The sequence below is a fragment of the Azospirillum sp. Marseille-Q6669 genome (genome assembly GCF_965111635.1).
Genome location: NZ_CBCOOP010000003.1, coordinates 150,010 through 168,109, shown reverse-complemented (window position 1 = coordinate 168,109; position 18,100 = coordinate 150,010). Strand labels below are relative to the sequence as shown.

The 18,100-nt window shown below is 69.2% G+C and carries 17 protein-coding genes; 13 read left to right on the top strand and 4 right to left on the bottom strand.

All coding sequences use genetic code 11. The features are described from left to right. Positions 1 to 42: 42 nt before the first annotated feature. On the bottom strand, positions 43 to 819 hold the full coding sequence (locus tag ACWPXE_RS18185) for a competence/damage-inducible protein A (protein WP_454018902.1): 777 nt from the start codon (positions 817 to 819) through the stop codon (positions 43 to 45). A 91-nt stretch (positions 820 to 910) separates the two neighbouring features. Here ACWPXE_RS18185 and sfsA point away from each other — a divergent pair, with 91 nt between their 5' ends. The 4 genes from sfsA to ACWPXE_RS18165 all read left to right on the top strand — a co-directional run bounded on the left by sfsA (position 911) and on the right by ACWPXE_RS18165 (position 3,933). Continuing rightward, positions 911 to 1,654 (top strand): DNA/RNA nuclease SfsA, encoded by a 744-nt coding sequence (gene sfsA, locus ACWPXE_RS18180; protein ID WP_454018901.1) that lies wholly within the window; start codon positions 911 to 913, stop codon positions 1,652 to 1,654. A 134-nt stretch (positions 1,655 to 1,788) separates the two neighbouring features. Further along, positions 1,789 to 2,559 carry a type I methionyl aminopeptidase gene (map, locus tag ACWPXE_RS18175; RefSeq protein ID WP_419468828.1) on the top strand — a complete coding sequence of 257 codons (771 nt, stop codon included), beginning with the start codon at positions 1,789 to 1,791 and terminating at the stop codon, positions 2,557 to 2,559. Between the two features lie 72 nt (positions 2,560 to 2,631). Then, the gene (radC, locus tag ACWPXE_RS18170; RefSeq protein WP_454018900.1) at positions 2,632 to 3,423 is read left to right on the top strand and encodes a RadC family protein; all 792 of its coding nucleotides are present in this window, start codon (positions 2,632 to 2,634) and stop codon (positions 3,421 to 3,423) included. A gap of 84 nt (positions 3,424 to 3,507) precedes the next feature. Beyond that, positions 3,508 to 3,933, top strand: a complete 426-nt coding sequence (locus tag ACWPXE_RS18165) for a tellurite resistance TerB family protein (protein ID WP_454018899.1) — start codon at positions 3,508 to 3,510, stop codon at positions 3,931 to 3,933. A 25-nt stretch (positions 3,934 to 3,958) separates the two neighbouring features. Here the strand turns inward: ACWPXE_RS18165 and ACWPXE_RS18160 are convergent, their stop codons facing one another. Beyond that, positions 3,959 to 7,207, bottom strand: coding sequence for a bifunctional diguanylate cyclase/phosphodiesterase (locus tag ACWPXE_RS18160; protein ID WP_454018898.1), 3,249 nt, complete (start codon positions 7,205 to 7,207; stop codon positions 3,959 to 3,961). A gap of 336 nt (positions 7,208 to 7,543) precedes the next feature. Between ACWPXE_RS18160 and purB the strand changes: the two genes are divergently transcribed. After that, complete coding sequence (purB, locus tag ACWPXE_RS18155; protein WP_035671612.1) at positions 7,544 to 8,839, top strand: adenylosuccinate lyase; 1,296 nt, start codon at positions 7,544 to 7,546, stop codon at positions 8,837 to 8,839. 157 nt (positions 8,840 to 8,996) lie between these two features. Here the strand turns inward: purB and ACWPXE_RS18150 are convergent, their stop codons facing one another. Further along, positions 8,997 to 9,317, bottom strand: a complete 321-nt coding sequence (locus ACWPXE_RS18150; protein ID WP_454018897.1) for a DUF1476 domain-containing protein — start codon at positions 9,315 to 9,317, stop codon at positions 8,997 to 8,999. A 152-nt stretch (positions 9,318 to 9,469) separates the two neighbouring features. Here ACWPXE_RS18150 and ACWPXE_RS18145 point away from each other — a divergent pair, with 152 nt between their 5' ends. From ACWPXE_RS18145 to ACWPXE_RS18125, 5 genes are all read left to right on the top strand, one after another. Then, positions 9,470 to 10,279: an NRDE family protein gene (locus ACWPXE_RS18145; RefSeq protein ID WP_454018896.1), complete on the top strand. Its 810-nt coding sequence runs from the start codon at positions 9,470 to 9,472 to the stop codon at positions 10,277 to 10,279. Between the two features lie 116 nt (positions 10,280 to 10,395). After that, positions 10,396 to 11,160 (top strand): phosphoribosylaminoimidazolesuccinocarboxamide synthase, encoded by a 765-nt coding sequence (purC, locus tag ACWPXE_RS18140; protein ID WP_014239519.1) that lies wholly within the window; start codon positions 10,396 to 10,398, stop codon positions 11,158 to 11,160. Between the two features lie 46 nt (positions 11,161 to 11,206). Continuing rightward, positions 11,207 to 11,449, top strand: a complete 243-nt coding sequence (purS, locus tag ACWPXE_RS18135; protein WP_014239518.1) for a phosphoribosylformylglycinamidine synthase subunit PurS — start codon at positions 11,207 to 11,209, stop codon at positions 11,447 to 11,449. 107 nt (positions 11,450 to 11,556) lie between these two features. After that, positions 11,557 to 12,210, top strand: a complete 654-nt coding sequence (locus ACWPXE_RS18130; RefSeq protein WP_454018895.1) for a DNA-3-methyladenine glycosylase family protein — start codon at positions 11,557 to 11,559, stop codon at positions 12,208 to 12,210. Next, positions 12,207 to 12,896 carry an MOSC domain-containing protein gene (locus ACWPXE_RS18125; RefSeq protein ID WP_454018894.1) on the top strand — a complete coding sequence of 230 codons (690 nt, stop codon included), beginning with the start codon at positions 12,207 to 12,209 and terminating at the stop codon, positions 12,894 to 12,896. Before ACWPXE_RS18130 ends, ACWPXE_RS18125 begins: the two co-directional genes overlap by 4 nt. Positions 12,897 to 12,900: 4 nt before the next feature. Here the strand turns inward: ACWPXE_RS18125 and ACWPXE_RS18120 are convergent, their stop codons facing one another. After that, positions 12,901 to 14,076: an MFS transporter gene (locus tag ACWPXE_RS18120; protein WP_454018893.1), complete on the bottom strand. Its 1,176-nt coding sequence runs from the start codon at positions 14,074 to 14,076 to the stop codon at positions 12,901 to 12,903. A gap of 101 nt (positions 14,077 to 14,177) precedes the next feature. Between ACWPXE_RS18120 and ACWPXE_RS18115 the strand changes: the two genes are divergently transcribed. The 3 genes from ACWPXE_RS18115 (at position 14,178) to purL (ending at position 18,091) form a co-directional block, all read left to right on the top strand. Continuing rightward, the gene (locus ACWPXE_RS18115; protein WP_454018892.1) at positions 14,178 to 15,074 is read left to right on the top strand and encodes a LysR substrate-binding domain-containing protein; all 897 of its coding nucleotides are present in this window, start codon (positions 14,178 to 14,180) and stop codon (positions 15,072 to 15,074) included. Positions 15,075 to 15,173: 99 nt separating this feature from the next. Next, positions 15,174 to 15,878: a phosphoribosylformylglycinamidine synthase subunit PurQ gene (purQ, locus tag ACWPXE_RS18110; protein WP_454018891.1), complete on the top strand. Its 705-nt coding sequence runs from the start codon at positions 15,174 to 15,176 to the stop codon at positions 15,876 to 15,878. A gap of 32 nt (positions 15,879 to 15,910) precedes the next feature. Then, positions 15,911 to 18,091 (top strand): phosphoribosylformylglycinamidine synthase subunit PurL, encoded by a 2,181-nt coding sequence (purL, locus tag ACWPXE_RS18105; protein ID WP_454019384.1) that lies wholly within the window; start codon positions 15,911 to 15,913, stop codon positions 18,089 to 18,091. Positions 18,092 to 18,100 lie beyond the last annotated feature (9 nt).

Here is an 18,100-nt window from a genome sequence, read left to right as displayed (position 1 = left end):
CGACAATATGACCAAGGACGGCTTGGCGTCGTAGGGGGATCTCTAGCCTTTGGTCCCCACCGTGACGTTCGGCGTACCGCCCAAGCGCAGGACGATGCCCGCCAACTCCTCCGTGGCCGCCACCACGCGGGTCTCGTCGGTGCCGCGCAGCACGAGGCTGACGCCGAAGAAGCCGTTGCGGAAATAGGGATAGCTGCCGATCTCCAGGTCGGCGTAGCGATCCTGCAAGGCGCCGAGGTCCGCGGCGATCTGCCCCTCGGCCAGTTCGCAGGCCACCGTGCGGGCGTGCAGGTCCGGCCCGCCCTCCAGCTGCGGCAGGACGCCGTCGAGCATCGCCTGCATGATGTTGGGCACGCCGGCCATGACGAAGACGTTGCCGATGCGGAAGCCCGGCGCGGCGCTGATCGGGTTGTCGATCAACGACGCCCCCGCCGGGATGTTCGCCATGCGCAGCCGCGCCTCGTTCAGCTTCGACGGGTCGCCGTAATGGCGCTCCAGCCGGGCCACGGCCTCGGCGTTGCGCTCCAGCGGCACACCGAAGGCCTTGGCGACGCAGGCCGAGGTGATGTCGTCGTGGGTCGGCCCGATGCCGCCCGTGGTGAAGACGTAGCCGTAACGGCCGCGCAGGGCGTCCAGAGCCGCGATGATCTCCTCCTCCACGTCCGGGACGACGCGCGCCTCGCGCAGACGGACGCCAATGCCGGCCAGCTTCTCCGCGATGTGCGGCAGGTTGGCGTCCTTGGTGCGGCCCGACAGGATCTCGTTGCCGATGACGAGGACGGCGGCGGTCGGGTTCGGCGAGGCAGGGGACGTGGACATGCGGAGTCGGCTCCGTTCTCGGTTGAGGCGGGGATGGCGGGACCGGCGGGCTTGCCGGATGGCGGGGGCGCGCTTTAACCTGGGGCCCAAGATGCGCTTCCCCACCCCCCTCCTGCAAGGCCGCCTCGTCCGCCGCTACAAGCGGTTTCTCGCCGACGTGGAGCTCGACGGCGCCCTGGTCACCGCCCATGTGCCGAACTCGGGCAGCATGATCGGGGTGGACGCCCCCGGCTCCGCCGTCTGGCTGTCACGGTCGGACAACCCCAAGCGCAAGCTCGCCCATACGCTGGAGTTGGTCGAGGCGCTGGACGATCCGGACGCCCCCTGCCTCGTCGGCGTCAACACGTCGCATCCCAACGGGCTGGTCGCCGCCGCCATCGCCGCCGGCACCATCCCGGAACTGGCCGGCTATGCCCGGCTGCGCCGCGAGGTGAAGTACGGCCGCAACTCCCGCATCGACATCTTGCTGGAGGACGAGGCCCGCCCGCCGGCCTATGTCGAGGTGAAGAACGTCCATCTGCGCCGCCCCGCGCAGGGCGACGGGCGGGCCGCCGAGTTCCCCGACTGCGTGACCGCCCGCGGGGCCAAGCATCTGGTGGAGATGGCCGAGATGGTCCGCCAGGGCGCGCGGGCGGTCATGGTCTACCTTGTGCAGCGCGCCGACTGCGCTTACTTCCGAGTCGCCGCCGACATCGACCCCGCCTACGCCGCCGGATTGCGCCTCGCGCTCGAATCGGGGGTGGAAGCCGTGTGCTGGTCCTGTAGGATCACCCCGGAGTCGATCACGCTGGAACGGCCTTTGCCGATCCTGCTTGGGCCGATCCGCACGGATTGACCGCGCTTTCTGTTCACCGCCGGGACTGCCGGCGCGTTTTCTTGGGACCTGATCTGTAGGGGACGATTCTCTTGGACCACGACGACCTCGATTCCCATCGCATCCGGATTCATGGGCCGGAGGATTTCGAGGGCATGCGCAAGGCCGGACGGCTGGCCGCGGCCACGCTCGATTTCATCACGCCCTACGTCCAGCCGGGCGTCACCACCGGCGAGTTGGACCGGCTGCTGGAACAGCACATCCGCGACCATGGCGGCGTCCCGGCCCCGCTCGGCTACCGCGGCTTTCCGAAGGCCAACTGCATCTCCGTCAACCATGTCGTCTGCCACGGCATTCCCGGCGACAAGCGGCTGCAGAACGGCGACATACTGAACATCGACGTCACCCCGATCCTCGACGGCTGGTACGGCGACAGCAGCCGCATGTATCTGTGCGGCGACGTCGGCGTGAAGGCGAAGAAACTGGTGGACGTCACCTACGACGCGCTGATGATCGGCATTGCCCAGGTGAAGCCGGGCGCCACGCTGGGCGATGTCGGCCACGCCATCCAGACCTTCGCGGAGGGCCACCGCTATTCGGTGGTCCGCGACTTCTGCGGCCACGGGCTGGGCCGCGTCTTCCACGAGCCGCCGTCGGTCCTGCATTTCGGCAACCCCGGCACCGGCGCCGTCCTGCGCGAGGGCATGATCTTCACCATCGAGCCGATGATCAACGCCGGCCGCTACGACGTGAAGATCCTCGGCGACGGCTGGACCGCGGTGACCAAGGACAAGTCGCTGTCCGCCCAGTTCGAGCATTCCATCGGCGTGACCAAGGACGGCTGCGAGATCTTCACCCTGTCCCCCGCCGGCTTCCACAAGCCCCCCTACGCCGTCCCGGCCGAGGAAGCGACCGCCGCCGTATGACATTCCCGCGGATGTGATTTTCGCGCGGAAGAGGTATAGTCCCGACGCACACACTCGTATGGTGGCGTCGGGATGGCGGGACGGAAGAGCGCGAAGCGGTCGGGGGAGGCGGAGGAGGCTCAAGGGCTTCCCGGGCTGGAGCCGCCCCCTGACGTCTCTGTGGAAGAGGCCCATCACGAGGCCCATCACAAGGGCCACCGCCAGCGTCTCTACACCCGCTTCCTCGACGGCGGGCCGGACGCGCTCCAGGATTACGAGCTGCTGGAAATGATCCTCTTCGCGGTCAACCCGCGCCGCGACGTGAAGCCGCTGGCCAAGGCGCTGATCCGCGATTTCGGCGACATCTGGAGCGTCGTCAACGCCCCGCCGCCCCGCCTGCGCGGCTACTGCGTGGGAGAGGTCTCGCTGGCCTCCGACAAGGCTGTCGCGACGCTGCGGGCGGTCGGGGCGGCGGCGCTGCGCGGAATGCGGCAGCGGGTGATGGACCGGCCCGTTCTGGCCAACTGGCAGTCGCTGCTGGACTACTGCACCGCCGCCATGGCGCATCAGCCGATGGAGCAGTTCCGCCTGCTCTTCCTCGACCGCAAGAACAAGCTGATCGCCGACGAGGTGCAGCAGACCGGCACGGTCGACCACACCCCGGTCTACCCGCGCGAGGTGGTGCGGCGCGCGCTGGAGCTGTCGGCCAGCGCCATCATCCTGGTGCACAACCACCCCTCCGGCGACCCCACCCCCAGCCGCGCCGACATCGAGATGACGAAGGAGATCCTGCGCGCCGCCCACAGCCTGGGCATCGCGGTCCACGACCACATCATCGTCGGCAAGGGCAAACATGTCAGCTTCAAAGCCCAAGGGTTGATGTAGCCGCAACCCTGTCCCGCAGTCCCATCTTGTCGCCTGGATCAGCGCCCCCATATGTGCGGCGTTCGTCACCATAGAGGTAGCACCATGGGCCTTTTCGACATGTTCAAGGGATCGGCGCCGCTGGATCTCACCCCTCGCCGGGCGTTGGTCGTCTCGCTGATCTACTGCATGGGTTCGGACGGGGAGATGGACCCGGAGGAGGTCGGCCACCTGCTGTCCGTGATGGGCCGCAGCGCCACGCGGGAGGAGCTGGACCGCTGCTTCAAATACGCGCGCAGCACCCCGCCCGACACCTTCCTGGCCGCCGCCACGCCGAACCTGAACGAGCAGCAGCGGCTGTGCATCCTGCTGAACATGCTCGACAGCGCCATGGCCGACGGCGAGGCCGAACAGGGCGAGCGTGACCTGATCGCGCGCTTCCAGCAGGCCTTCGGTCTCGACGATGCCAAGCTCGGCCCCTACTTCCAGGCGCTGGTCGCCAAGAACGACCGCAGCGTGCTGGGGGCGTAGGACCGCCTTCGCGGCGCATCGCCCGTCAGCCGACCACCCCGATCGTTTCAGGTGCGGCGTGACGGGCGATGAAGGCCACGAAATCGTCGTAGGGCATGGGGCGGCCCAGCAGATAGCCCTGGATCTGGTCGCAGCCCAGCCGGGCGAGGCCGCCGAACTGCTCCTCCGTCTCCACCCCCTCGGCCAGGGTCTGCATGCGCAGCGAGCGCGCCATGCCGATGATCGCCTCGGCAATGGCCCCACCGTCGGAGCCGTCGGTCAGGCTGGTCACGAAGGAGCGGTCGATCTTCAGCTTGTCGACGCGGAAGCGCTTCAGGTAGCTGAGGCTGGAATAGCCGGTGCCGAAATCGTCGATGGCCAACGCCACCCCCATCTCGCGCAGCCGGGCAAAGGTGCCTGTCACCATATCGGACTCGTCCATCAGGACGCTTTCCGTCACCTCCAGCTCCAGGCAGCGGGCCGGCACCTTGTAGGCGTCCAGCCAGAAGGCCACGCGGTCGGCCAGACCGGGACGGCGAAGCTGCACCGCCGATAGATTGATGGCGATGAGAAGCGGATGGCCGCGGGCGAGCAGGTCGGCGGCGCGGCGGCAGGCCTCGCCCAGCACCCAGTCGCCGATCGGCTGGATCAGGCCGGTATCCTCGGCCACCGGAATGAACTGGCCGGGCGGGATCATCGTGCCGTCGCGGCGGCGCCAGCGCAGCAGGCCCTCCGCCCCGACGAGGCGGCGGCCGTCCACCGCGAACTGCGGCTGGAAATGCAGCTCCAGCTCGTTGTCGGCCAGGGCGTGGCGCAGGTTGCTTTCCAACCACATCCGCTCCGACGCCCGCTTGTTCAACTCTGGCGTGAAGAACTGGTGGTTGGCGCGCCCCGCCTCCTTGGCGGCGTACATCGCCATGTCCGCGCATTTCAGAAGCGCGTCGATGGTCGTCGCGTCGTCGGGGTAGAGCGCGATGCCGATGGACGGGGAGATCTGCAACTCGTGCCCGTCCACCGGGAAGGATTCGGTCATCGCCCGCAGGACCTTGCGGGCCACCGAGCAGGCCGCGTCGGGACCGTCCAGGTCGTTGACGAGGATGACGAACTCGTCGCCGCCCTGGCGGCTGACGGTGTCGCTGGCCCGCACCGTCTCCAGCAGCCGCGCCCCCACCGCGCGCAGCAGCCGGTCGCCGACGCCGTGCCCCAGGCTGTCGTTGATGGTCTTGAAGCGGTCGAGATCGACGAACAGCAGCCCCACCTTCGTGCCGTGCCGGTCGGCGGCGAGCATGGCGCGTTCCAGCCGGTCGCGCAGCAGGAAGCGGTTGGGCAGGTCGGTCAGGAAGTCGTACTGCGCCAGATGCCGGATGCGCTCCTCCTGAGCGCGCTTCTCGGTGATGTCGGAGAAGGCGGCGATGTAGTTGACGGCCTCCCCCGCCTCGTTGCGCACCATCTGGATGCTGAGCCACTCCGGATAGACCTCGCCGGACTTGCGCTTGTTCCAGATCTCGCCGGACCAGTGGCCCTCCTCCTTCAGCTTCACCCACATCTCGGCGTAGAAGGCGCCGTCCTGACGGCCCGAGGCGAGCATGGCCGGATCGCCGCCGATCACCTCCTCGCGGCTGTAGCCGGTGATGCGGCAGAAGGCGTCGTTGACCGCGACGATGCGGTTCTTCTCGTTGGTGACGACCATGCCTTCGGCGGCGTTGTCGAACACCTTGGCGGACAGCCGCAGCTCCCACTCCGCGCGCTTGCGCTCCGAGATGTCGCGGGCGATGGCGCAGTAGTAGGCGTCGCCGTCGTAGGTGACGCGGCTGGCCGTCACCTCCAGCTCCAGCGCGCGCCCGTCGCGGGTGCGGTAGAGCGTCTCGTAATGGGCCGACGCCTCGGACGCCTCGTCGCGGAAACGCTCCAGCAGGTCGGCGTGGCCACCGGCCAGCCCGGCGAGCGGGGCGCCCAGCGCGGCGCAGCCGAAGGGGTTGACGTAGGCGATGCGCAGCTCCGCATCCGCCAGCACGACAATCTCGGACACATGGTCCACGAAGAAGTTGGCGAGGTAGAGCTGCCGCGCCCGCTCGCGCAGCATGCTGTCGCTCTCCCGCATGTTGGACTGGTAGCCGCGGACGATGCGGCGGACCCAGCCGGTGACCAGCCAGGACACCCAGGCCGAGGCGCCCAGCGCCAGCGCCAGAACCGCCACGGTGGTCAGAATGCGCTTCTTCATGCCGGCGCTGATCTCGGCCCGCCGCTGCGCCAGCACGGAATCGATGTCATCGGTGTAGAAGCCGGCGACCAGCACCCACCCCCAGACGTCCGGCGCCGAGGCATAGGACAGTTTCGGCGCCGGACGCCCGGTCACCGGATGCACCCAGTCGAAGCGCAGCTCCCCGCCGCCCGCAAGCCCGGCCTCCAGCAGGCGGGTGACCAGATCCCGCTCGGTCTCCCACGGCAGGTCGCGGGCGTTCCTGCCCTCCGCCGCCGGGGAGGTCGGGGAGAGCAGCACCTCGCCATCCTCCCTCATCACGGCGATGAAACCCGAATCCCCGAAACGCCGGGCGCGCAGCCGCTCCAGCGTCTCGCGCTGAAGCTTCTCCTCCACCGCTCCGACATAGTCGCCGGTGCCGATCAGCCAGTTGAACGGCTCGAACCGGCGGACGTAGGCGAACTTGTCGGACATGCTGTGCGGGTTGCCCGGCGCGTACCAGCGGTAGCGGGTGAAGCCCTGCATCTCCGGATCGTCCACGGCGCGGATCAGGTTGCGCATGATCGGGCGCCCCTGGTCGTCGCGGTTGTCGATCAGCGAGCTGCCTTCCCGCTGCGGGTCGGTGGGCAGCAGCACGCAGGTGCCCTGCATGTCGTCGATGAAGTAGTAGCCGCGCCCGCCGAAGAAGCGCAGCGGCCGCAGCGTCTCCTTGATCGACTGCCGGATCGACTCCTCGGGCAGATACTCCTTCTCGCGCTCGTAGATGGTCCAGGCGATGCCGTAGGCCTCGTCCACCTTGGCGCGCAGTTCGGCGCGCAGCAGCGGTTCGGTGCGCGACCGCATGTAGGCGAGGTAGGACCGCGCGTTCTCCAGCTCCTCCTGCAGGGTCTGGCGCTGCACTTCCAGGTAGCGGGCTTCGGTCTGCTTCAGGTCGGCTTCGAAATCCAGCCGGTGCTGCCAGATGAAGTAGGCGCCCAAGCCCACCACCACCGCCGCGACCAGAAACAGGGACGCCAGGAACTGCAGACGGTAAAGGCGCCTTTCGTCCGAAGTCCGGGACGGCTCGCGCATCAACTCGGCGATCGGATCGGACAACGAAAGCCCTCCTGGAACCACGCCCGGCGTTGCCCGTCCACGGCGCATATGACACATCATTAGTGCGCGTGGCCGGGACTCGGCAAGTTCAAGGTGAAGAAACCGGCGCGGCCAATTGCCAGTCTTTGCGATTTTTCCGGGAAGACAAGCCTGCCCTCGAAAACCTTATGACGCGCACCCCGCGTCCACCGGGGCTGTGAAGGGGCTTTGCAGCGCCGTCCGGCGCGGTTATGGTCCCGCGCGCGGGCAATAGGGGGCGGTTTCCGCCATTGCAATGGCCCAATGCACCCCCGCCCGCCGCCGAAGCGTTCAGGTCCGCCACCCCCGGAGAGTCCGATGATCCCCCGCTACACCCGCCCCGAAATGGCCCGCATCTGGGAGCCGGAGAACCGGTTCCGCATCTGGTTCGAGATCGAGGCGCACGCCTGCGACGCGCAGGCGGAGCTGGGAGTCATCCCGAAGGAGGCCGCCGCCGCCGTGTGGGAGCGCGGCAAGTGGGAGATCGACCGCATCGACGAGATCGAGCGGGAGACCCGCCACGACGTCATCGCCTTCCTGACCAACCTCGCCGAACATGTCGGGCCGGAGGCGCGCTTCGTCCACCAGGGCATGACCTCGTCGGACGTGCTGGACACCTGCCTCGCCGTGCAGATGACCCAGGCCGCCGACCTGCTGCTCGACGACATGGACAAGCTGCTGGCCGTGCTGAAGCGCCGCGCCTACGAGCACAAGGACACCGTCACCATCGGGCGCAGCCACGGCATCCACGCCGAGCCGACGACCTTCGGCCTGAAGCTGGCCGGCCATTACGCCGCCTTCGCCCGCGGGCGGGAGCGTCTGGTCCAGGCGCGCGCCGACATCGCCACCTGCGCCATCTCCGGCGCGGTCGGCACCTTCGCCAACATCGACCCGCGGGTCGAGCAGCACGTCGCCGCCAAGATGGGGCTGACGCCGGAGCCGGTGTCCACCCAGGTCATCCCGCGCGACCGTCACGCCTTCTATTTCTCGGTGCTCGGCGTCATCGCCTCGTCGATCGAGAATCTGGCCGTGGAGATCCGCCACCTCCAGCGCACCGAGGTGCGCGAGGCGGAGGAGTATTTCCATCCGGGCCAGAAGGGCTCCTCGGCGATGCCGCACAAGCGCAACCCGGTGCTGTCGGAGAACCTGACGGGTCTGGCGCGCATCGTCCGCGCCGCCGTCGTCCCGGCGCTGGAGAACGTCGCCCTGTGGCACGAGCGCGACATCTCCCACAGCTCGGTCGAGCGCATGTTCGGCCCCGACGCCACGGTGACGCTGGACTTCGCTCTGGCCCGCCTGACCGGCATGATGGACAAGCTGGTGGTCTATCCGGAGCGCATGCAGAAGAACCTGGACGACCTGGGCGGCCTGGTCTTCTCACAGCGCGTCCTGCTGGCCCTGACCCAGGCCGGGATGAGCCGCGAGGACAGCTACAAGGCGGTGCAGCGCAACGCCATGCAGGTGTGGGAGAAGGGCGGCAACTTCCTCGACCTGCTGTCGTCGGACGCCGACGTGGCGAAGCACATCTCCCGCGAGACGCTGGCCCCGATGTTCGACATGACCTACCACACGAAGAACGTCGACATGGTGTTCAAGCGCGTGTTCGGCGAGTGAGGGTTCGGGGGCTTCGATGATCTTCGGAGCCCCCACCCTTCCCGCTTCGCTTCGGCCCCTCCCCTCCCCCGCTATCGCAGGAGAGGGAGCTTTATCCCCTCCCCTGCGAGAGCGGGGAGGGTCAGGGAGGGGGCAACACCTCCCCCACGCGACAACTCTACTCCGCGTGCACCTGCTGACGGGCGACGTCCAGCAGTTGGGCCAGCTCCTTCTCCACCCGGTGGTCGGAGATGTCCACGCCCTTGGCGTGCAGGTCGGCGGCCAGACGGTCGCGGATGTCGTGCGGTCCGGTCGCGCCGATGTCGGCGTCGATGATCTGGCGGACGTAGGCGTCGGCCTCGCCCCCGGTCAGGCCCAGCAGGCTTGCCGCCCAGAGTCCCGCCAGCCGGTCGCGGCGCGCGCGAATCCTGAAGAGCAGGTCCTGGTCGTGCTGGAACTTGTTCTCGAAGGCCCTCTCGCGCTCGTCGAAGGTCGTCATGGGACCCGGCTCCTTGGATTGGTTTTGCGCTCCCAGATACAAGACTATATAGCCGGTGGATCGGGCGTCGTCATCGCCCCTACCCACCGGCCAATCGACGAATCCGGCGTGCGGCGACATACCCAAGAGGGAAGCGGAAGGCAAGATTCCCCATGTGCAGCGTGATCCTCCTGCGACGACCGGACGCAACATGGCCCCTCATCCTGGGCGCCAACCGCGACGAAATGGCCGGACGGCCCTGGCAGGCGCCGGCACGCCATTGGCCCGACCGCGCCAACGTCGTCGCCGGGCTGGACGAACTGGCCGGCGGCTCTTGGCTGGGCATGAACGACGAGGGCGTCGTGGCCGCCGTGCTGAACCGCATGGGCACGCTGGGGCCGGAGGCCGGCAAGCGCTCCCGCGGCGAGCTGGTGCTGGACGCGCTGGATTTCGCCGACGCGGCGGAGGCGGCGGAGGCCATGGCGCAGCTCGACACGCGGGCCTACCGCCCCTTCAACCTGCTGATCGCCGACAACCGCGACGCCCGGCTGCTGGTCCACCGCGGCCCCTCCCCGCGCAACCGCCCGGAGGTGGTCGAGATCCCCGAGGGCGTGCACATGGTCACTGCCAGCGACCTGGACGACGTGGCGGAGGACCCGCGGCAGGCCCAGTATCTGCCCCTCTTCCAGCACGCGGCACCGCCCGACCCGGAGCGGGGCGAAGCCGGCGACCGGTGGGGCGGCTGGCCGGAGTTGCTGGCGAGCCGCATCTGGGACGACGGCGAGCGGGGTGAGCGCGGGGCGATGAACTTCCTGCTGCCCAGCGGATTCGGCACGGTGTCGAGCGCGCTGATCGCCCTGCCCGCCGTGGAGCGCCCGGATCTGGACCCGGTCTGGCACTTCGCTGCCGGCCGCCCTCACGAGGCGCCGTGGCAGCCCGTCCCGTTGGGGCCCGTCCCGTTGGGGCCCGTCCCGTTGGGGTAGGAGCCGCCGCGGACCCCGCGCATTGTGTTCCCTGGGCCAGCTTGCTATATCACTTGTGCATATCCCCTGGACCGGTCCCCCGCCGGTCCAGGCTACACGTTTTTGGACGATCTCTCATGACACGACGTCGGCGCATCTACGAAGGCAAGGCGAAGGTCCTGTTCGAAGGTCCGGAGCCGGGCACGCTGGTGCAGTACTTCAAGGACGACGCGACCGCCTTCAACAACCAGAAGAAGGGCATCATCACCGGCAAGGGGGTGCTGAACAACCGCATCTCCGAATACCTGATGAGCCGTTTGTCGGAAATCGGCGTGCCGACGCACTTCGTGCGCCGCCTGAACATGCGCGAGCAGCTGGTTCGCGAGGTCGAGATCATCCCCATCGAGCTGGTCGTGCGCAACACCGCCGCCGGCTCGCTGTCCAAGCGCTTCGGCATCCCCGAGGGGACCCCGCTGCCGCGCTCGATCATCGAGTATTATTACAAGTCCGACGAGCTGAACAATCCCATGGTCACCGAGGAGCACATCACGGCCTTCGGCTGGGCGGCTCCGCAGGACCTCGACGACATGGTGGCGCTGTCGCTCCGCGTGAACGACTACCTGTCGGGCCTCTTCCTCGGCATCGGCCTGCGGCTGGTGGACTTCAAGCTGGAGTTCGGCCGGCTGTGGGAGAACGAGGAGATGCGCATCGTCCTGGCCGACGAGATCAGCCCCGACAACTGCCGCCTGTGGGACATCAAGACCAACGAGAAGCTGGACAAGGACCGCTTCCGCCAGGACCTCGGTCAGGTCGAGGAGGCCTACCAGGAGGTCGCCCGGCGCCTCGGCATCCTGCCCGAAGGCGGCCCGGTGGACGTCAAGGGCCCCAAGACCGTCCAGTAATCAGTTTCCCCCAACCCATCAGCACCATCAAGCGAGCGGACATCCGATGAAGGCGAAGGTTCACGTCACCCTCAAGCGCGGCGTTCTCGACCCCCAGGGCAAGGCCATCGCGCACGCGCTGCACACGCTGGGCTTCGACGGCGTCGAGGACGTCCGCGCCGGCAAGGTCATCGAGCTTCAGCTCAAGAGCACCGACGAGGCCGCCGCCCGCAAGGAGGTCGAGGCCATGTGCAGCAAGCTGCTGGCCAACACCGTGATCGAAGACTACGCGATCGAGCTGGTGGCCTGAGAGCTGGTGGCCTGAGAGCTGGTGGCCCAAGGCCGTCCGCGCTCAATCCTGCCTGTCGGAAAATGGGGGATGCGCAACCGCTGCGCATCCCCCATTTTCGTTCGACCATGTCCATCGCCCATCTCTCCGCGCTCGATCCCATCTTCGCCGAGTCCCTGCGCGTCGGCGGCCCGACGGTGCGCGACTTCCGCCGCCCGGACGGCTTTTCCGGCCTGCTCTGCCTGATCATCGAGCAGCAGCTGTCCACCACGGTCGCCGCGGCGCTGTGGGCCAAGCTCCAGGCCATGGTCGGGGTGGTGACGCCCGACGCCATCCTGGCCCTGCCCGACGAGGATTTGCGGGCCTGCGGCCTGTCGCGCCAGAAGATCGGCTACGCCCGTGGGCTGGCCCAGACCGTCGCGGACGGCCGGCTCGACTTCGACGCCATTCACAAAATGGACGACGAGGAGGCCATCGCCGCCCTGATCGCGCTGAAGGGCATCGGGCGCTGGACCGCCGAGATCTACCTGATGATGGCGCTCGGCCGACCGGACATCTGGCCGGTCGGCGACCTCGCCATCCAGCTCGGCGTGCAACGGCTGAAGGGCTGGGCGGAGAAGCCGACCCAGGCACAGCTCCTCGCCGTCGCCGAGCCCTGGCGCCCTCACCGCAGTCTCGCCGCACAGCTCGTCTGGCACCACTATGTGGCGTTGCAGGAGCAGGCCAGAGCCCTCAAACCGGCCAAGAGCAAGAAGACGCCCAAAGGAAAGACGACACCGTGACCGAGATCACCATCACCGCCGTCCTCGTCGGCAAGGCCGCCCCCTTCGGCCCGCCGGGGCGGACCAGCGCCATCGCCAAGTCCCCGGTGGACGGCCCGCGCACGGTCGGCCCCGAAGGATTCCTGGACGACGAGCAGGCCGACCGCCGCGTCCATGGCGGGCCCGACAAGGCCATCCACCATTACCCGCTGGACCACCACCCGGCGTGGCGGGACGAGCTGGGCGGGGACGCGCCGCTGCTTGGCCAGCCCGGCGCCTTCGGCGAGAACCTCGCGACGCTGGGCCTGACCGAGGCCGACGTCTGCGTCGGTGACCGCTTCCGCGCCGGCACCGCGCTGCTGGAGGTCGCCCAGGCCCGCCAGCCCTGCTGGAAGCTGAACCACCGCTTCGCCGTGCCCGACATGGCCAAGCGCGTCCAGACCACCGGGCGCACCGGCTGGTACTATCGCGTACCGGAACCCGGCGCGATCGGCCCCGGCGACCGGCTGGCCCTGGTCGAGCGCCCCTACCCGCACTGGACGCTCGCCCGGCTGCTGCACGTCCTTTATGTGGACACGCAGAACCGCGAGGCGCTGGCCGAGATGGCCGCCCTGCCCGTGCTGGCCCAGACGTGGCGGACGCTGGCCGAACGCCGGCTGACCCAGGGCGTCGAGGACTGGACCAAGCGCCTGAACGGCGGCGACTGATCCCTCAGCGGCGGGCGGTCCCCCACAGCACCCCCGCCGCACCCACCGCCACCAACGCCAGGACGGCGGACAGCAGAAGCGTCGCCGTCTCCCCCGCCCGTTCGATGATGACCGCGTAGCCCATCGGCGCCAGGGCGGCGGCGTAGAAGCTCGGCACCAGCAGCCGCCCGACCGTCCGGCCGTAGCTCTGCGGGTCGAACAGCACCAGCGGCAGCGTGCCGCGCACGATCGTCGCCAACCCGGCCCCCGCCCCGAACAGCAGGGAGAAGGCGACCCCGGCGGCCAGCGCCTCGCCGCTCCACAAGCCGATCAGGAAGCCGGGCAGCGGCAGGCCGCAGGCGATCAGCGCCAGGGCGGTGGGGTGCAGGCGGGACCCGGACAGCACCTCGCAGAGCCGGGCCGAGGACTGGCCGACGCCGCGCACCGTGGAGATCCACACCGCCGCCGCGGGCGCCGCCCCCAGCCCGACCAGGATGCCGATCATGTGCGCCGACATCGCCGAGGTCAGCACCCCCACCGCCGTGGTCATCACCATGTAGAACAGCGGCGCCACCCAGGCCCGCCGCCGCGGGTCCGCGGGTCCGGCGGCCTCCGTCCCGGCAGGCGGCGCCGGGCGCACGTAGCGGTCGGACGGGATGGCGGCGTGCAGCGGGATCGTCAGAAGCGCGATGACGGCGTAGGCGACCAGCGCGCCCCGCCAGCCCCAGGCATCGGCCATCGCCTGCCCCACCGGCCACAGCACCGTCGAGGCCAGCCCGCCCAGCAGGGTGATCTGCGAGATCGGCACCCGCGCCAGCGGGCCGCCCAGCCGGGCCAGGGCGGCGAAGGCCGCCTCGTACAGGCTCGCCCGCATCGCCAGACCCAGCACCAGCCAGGAGGCGTAGTAGCTCACCAGCCCCGTCGAGGAGGCCAGCCCCAGGCAGCCCGCCGCGGTCAGCAGCGAGCCGATGACCATCACCGGGCGGCCGCCCCAGCGGTCGATGGCCCGCCCGACGCTGCCCGACACCACCCCCATGACCAGCAGCGCCGCCGTGAAGCCGCCGAAGGCCACCGGCAGGCTCAGGCCCAGGTCGGCGGCCATGGGGTTCCCGAAGATGGCGATCAGGTAATAGGAAATCCCCCAGCACAGCAGCTGCGAGACGCCGAGGAACCAGACCAGCCGGCGTGTGATGTGCGACATGACGGACCAGGAGACGACGGAAAGCGGCAGGCACCCTAGCCAGCCGGTCGGACACCGACAAACGACTTGTCTTCCGCCAACCGGTGAGAAAAACTCAACGGATGTCCTCCCGCTTCCCGCCGCTGAACGCCCTGCGCGCCTTCGTCGCCGCCGCCCGCCATTCCAGCTTCCGCCTCGCCGCGGAGGAGCTGAACGTCACCCCCGGCGCGGTCAGCCGCCAGATCCGCAGCCTGGAACTCTTCCTCGGCGTTCCGCTGTTCGACCGCAGCCAGCGGCAGGTCCGGCTGACCGAGGCCGGGGCGCGCTACTTCACCCGCATCGCCGACCTGTTCACCGAGATCCAGCAGGCGACCGACACGCTGCTCGACGGCGACGGCCGGCGGACGCTGCGGGTGGACTGCATCCCGACCTTTGCCATGCACTGGCTGCTGCCGCGCCTGCCTCTGTTCCAGCAGCGCTTCCCCGAGCTGGCGGTGTCGCTGTCCACCGCCCCCGGCCCGATCGACATCGGCCGTCCCTTCGACTACGCTATCCGCCGCGACCCCGCCCATTTCGCCGGGCTGAAGCCGTTGCCGCTGATGCGCGAGCATTGCGTGCCGGTGTGCAGCCCGTCCTTGCCGGGGCTGGAGACGCTGCGCAGCCCCGCCGACCTGACCCGCCGGACGGTCATCACCATCCGCGCCCGCGCTGACCTTCTGCCAGCTTGGAGCACGGCCCACGGGCTGGAGCTGGACGCCTTCCGCAGCCGGATGGAGGTCGACCACACCTACTTCGCCATCCAGGCGGCGGAGGACGGGCTGGGCGTCGCCATCGTGCCGCGGCTGTTCGTGGAACGCCCGCTGGAGACCGGGCGGCTGACCGCGCCGCTGGGGGCCGAGGGGGTGGTGTCCGGCCACTATTACCTGCTGGAAAGCCGCCAGCGCGGCCACACCGAGGCGCCGGCCTTCCCCGATTGGCTGCGCGAACAGGCCGCCGGCGCGTCAACACAGGGCCGATAAGGGAGAATGGTGGGGTCCTTGCCCTTGCTTTGGCGGGGCGGGGCCTTTAGTGTCCGGCCTCGAACCGTTCCCCCCACGACGCCGGATTTTCCAAGCCCCATGAAGGCCGCCGTCATCGTTTTCCCCGGCTCCAACCGCGAACGCGACGCCGTCGCCGCGCTGGAGGCCGCCAGCGGAACCAAGCCGCATCTGGTCTGGCACCGCGACACCGAACTGCCCAAGGTCGATCTCATCCTCGTGCCGGGCGGCTTCTCCTATGGCGACTATCTGCGCTCCGGCGCCATGGCGGCGCACTCGCCGATCATGCGCGAGGTCAAGGCGCGGGCCGATCAGGGCGTGCGGGTGCTCGGCATCTGCAACGGCTTCCAGATCATCACCGAGGCGGGGCTGCTGCCCGGTGCGCTGATGCGCAACGCCAAGCTGAAGTTCATCTGCCGCACGGTGCATCTGCGGGTGGAGAACACGGACAGCCCCTTCACGGCCAAGTACCGCAAGGGCCAGATCGTCCGCTACCCGGTGGCGCACGGCGACGGCAACTACTGGACCGACGCCGAGACGGTGAAGCGGCTGGACGGCGAGGGCCAGGTGGCCTTCCGCTACGTCAGCGACGAGGGCGACGCCGTTCCGCGCTGGAACCGGAACGACTGGAATCCGAACGGTTCGCTGGACAACATCGCCGGCATCTTCAACGCCAAGCGCACCGTGCTCGGCCTGATGCCGCACCCCGAGGACGCGGTGTCCGCCTTCCATGGCAACACCGACGGCAAGCCCATGTTCGATGGTCTGGTGGAGGCCCTGTCGTGACCACCGCGCAGCAGCCCGCAGTCTCCCTGGAGATGGCCCGCGAGTTCGGCCTGTCCGAAGGGGAATACAACAACGCCCTGGAGATCCTGGGGCGCCAGCCGACCTACACGGAGCTGGGCATCATCTCGGTGATGTGGTCGGAGCATTGCTCCTACAAGTCGTCGAAGAAGTGGCTGATGACGCTGCCGACCACCGGCCCGCAGGTCATCTGCGGCCCCGGCGAGAACGCCGGCGTGGTCGATGCCGGCGACGGCGACGCCATCATCTTCAAGATGGAGAGCCACAACCACCCGTCCTACATCGAGCCCTTCCAGGGCGCGGCGACGGGCGTTGGCGGCATCCTGCGCGACGTGTTCACCATGGGCGCCCGGCCCATCGCCAACATGAACGCGCTGCGCTTCGGCGCGCCCGAGCATCCCAAGACCCGCCATCTGGTGTCGGGCGTGGTGGCCGGCATCGCCCATTACGGCAACTGCGTCGGCGTGCCGACGATTGGCGGCGAGACCAACTTCCACCCGGCCTACAACGGCAACATCCTGGTCAACGCGATGACCGTGGGCGTGGCCAAGGCCGACCGGATCTTCTATTCGGCCGCCGCGGGCATCGGCAACCCGGTGGTCTATGTCGGCTCCAAGACGGGCCGCGACGGCATCCACGGCGCCACCATGGCGTCGGCCGAGTTCAGCGAGGATTCGGAGGAGAAGCGCCCGACCGTGCAGGTCGGCGACCCCTTCACCGAGAAGCTGCTGATCGAGGCCTGCCTGGAGCTGATGGAGACGGACGCCATCGTCGCCATCCAGGACATGGGTGCGGCCGGTCTCACCTCCTCCTCGGTCGAGATGGCCGGCAAGGGCGGGCTCGGCATCGAGCTGGTGCTCGACGACGTGCCGATGCGCGAGGAGGGGATGACCCCCTACGAGATCATGCTCTCCGAAAGCCAGGAGCGCATGCTGATCATCCTGAAGCCCGGCCGCGAGGAGGTCGCCAAGGCGATCTTCGACAAGTGGGAGCTGGACTTCGCCGTGATCGGCACGCTGACCGACACCGGCAAGCTGGTCATCAAGATGCACGGCCAGACCTGGTGCGACATGCCGATCGCGCCGGTCTCCAACGCCTCGCCGCTCTACGACCGCCCGTGGGAGCCGACCCCGGCCGCCGCGGAGCTGGAGGACGCCGTGCGCGCCCTGCCGGCGGACAAGACGCTGGGCGACATCCTGGAAAAAATCATGTCCTGCCCCGATCAGGCGTCCAAGCGCTGGATCTGGGAGCAGTATGACAGCCTGGTGAACGGCGACACCCGCTTCATGTCCGGTCAGGCCGACGCGGGCGTGGTGCGGCTGCCGGGCCAGAGCAAGGGCATCGCCGTCACCACCGACTGCACGCCGCGCTACTGCCTCGCCGATCCGGTGCGCGGCGGCGCCCAGGCGGTGGCCGAGGCCTACCGCAACCTGTCCGCCGTCGGCGCCCTGCCGCTGGCCGTCACCGACAACATGAACTTCGGCAACCCCGAGAAGCCGCGGATCATGGGCCAGTTCGTCGGCGCCATCCAGGGCATGGCCGACGCCTGCCGCGCGCTGGACTTCCCGGTCGTGTCGGGCAACGTGTCGCTCTACAACGAGACCAACGGCGAGGCGATCCTGCCGACCCCGGCCATCGGCGCCGTCGGCCTGCTGCCCGACGCCATGATCGCCGTCGGCATTGCCTTCAAGAACGAGGGCGACACCATCCTGCTCGTCGGCGAGGGCACCGGCCATCTCGGCCAGTCGCTCTACCTGCGGGAGATCCTGGGCCGTGAGGACGGTCCGCCGCCGCCGGTCGATCTGGCGGTGGAGCGCCGCAACGGCGAGTTCGTCCGCGGCCTGATCGCCGAGGGTCTGGTGGTGTCGAGCCACGACATCCAGGACGGCGGCCTGCTGGTCACCGTGGCCGAGATGGCCATGGCCGGCGGCATCGGCGCCACCCTGTCGGGCCTCGACGGTGCGGACGCCGGCACCCTGTTCGGCGAGGACCAGGGCCGCTACGTCCTGGCCGTCCGCGCCGACAAGGCCGCCGCGGTGCAGGAGAAGGCCAAGGCCGCCGGCGTGCCGGTGAGCGTGCTCGGCAAGACCAACGGCACGGCCCTGACCGGCCGTGGCGGCGAGGCGATCACCATCGCCCGCCTGAAGAAGGCCAACGAGGCCTGGCTGCCCGGCTACATGGCCGCCGCCGAGTGATCGGACGCG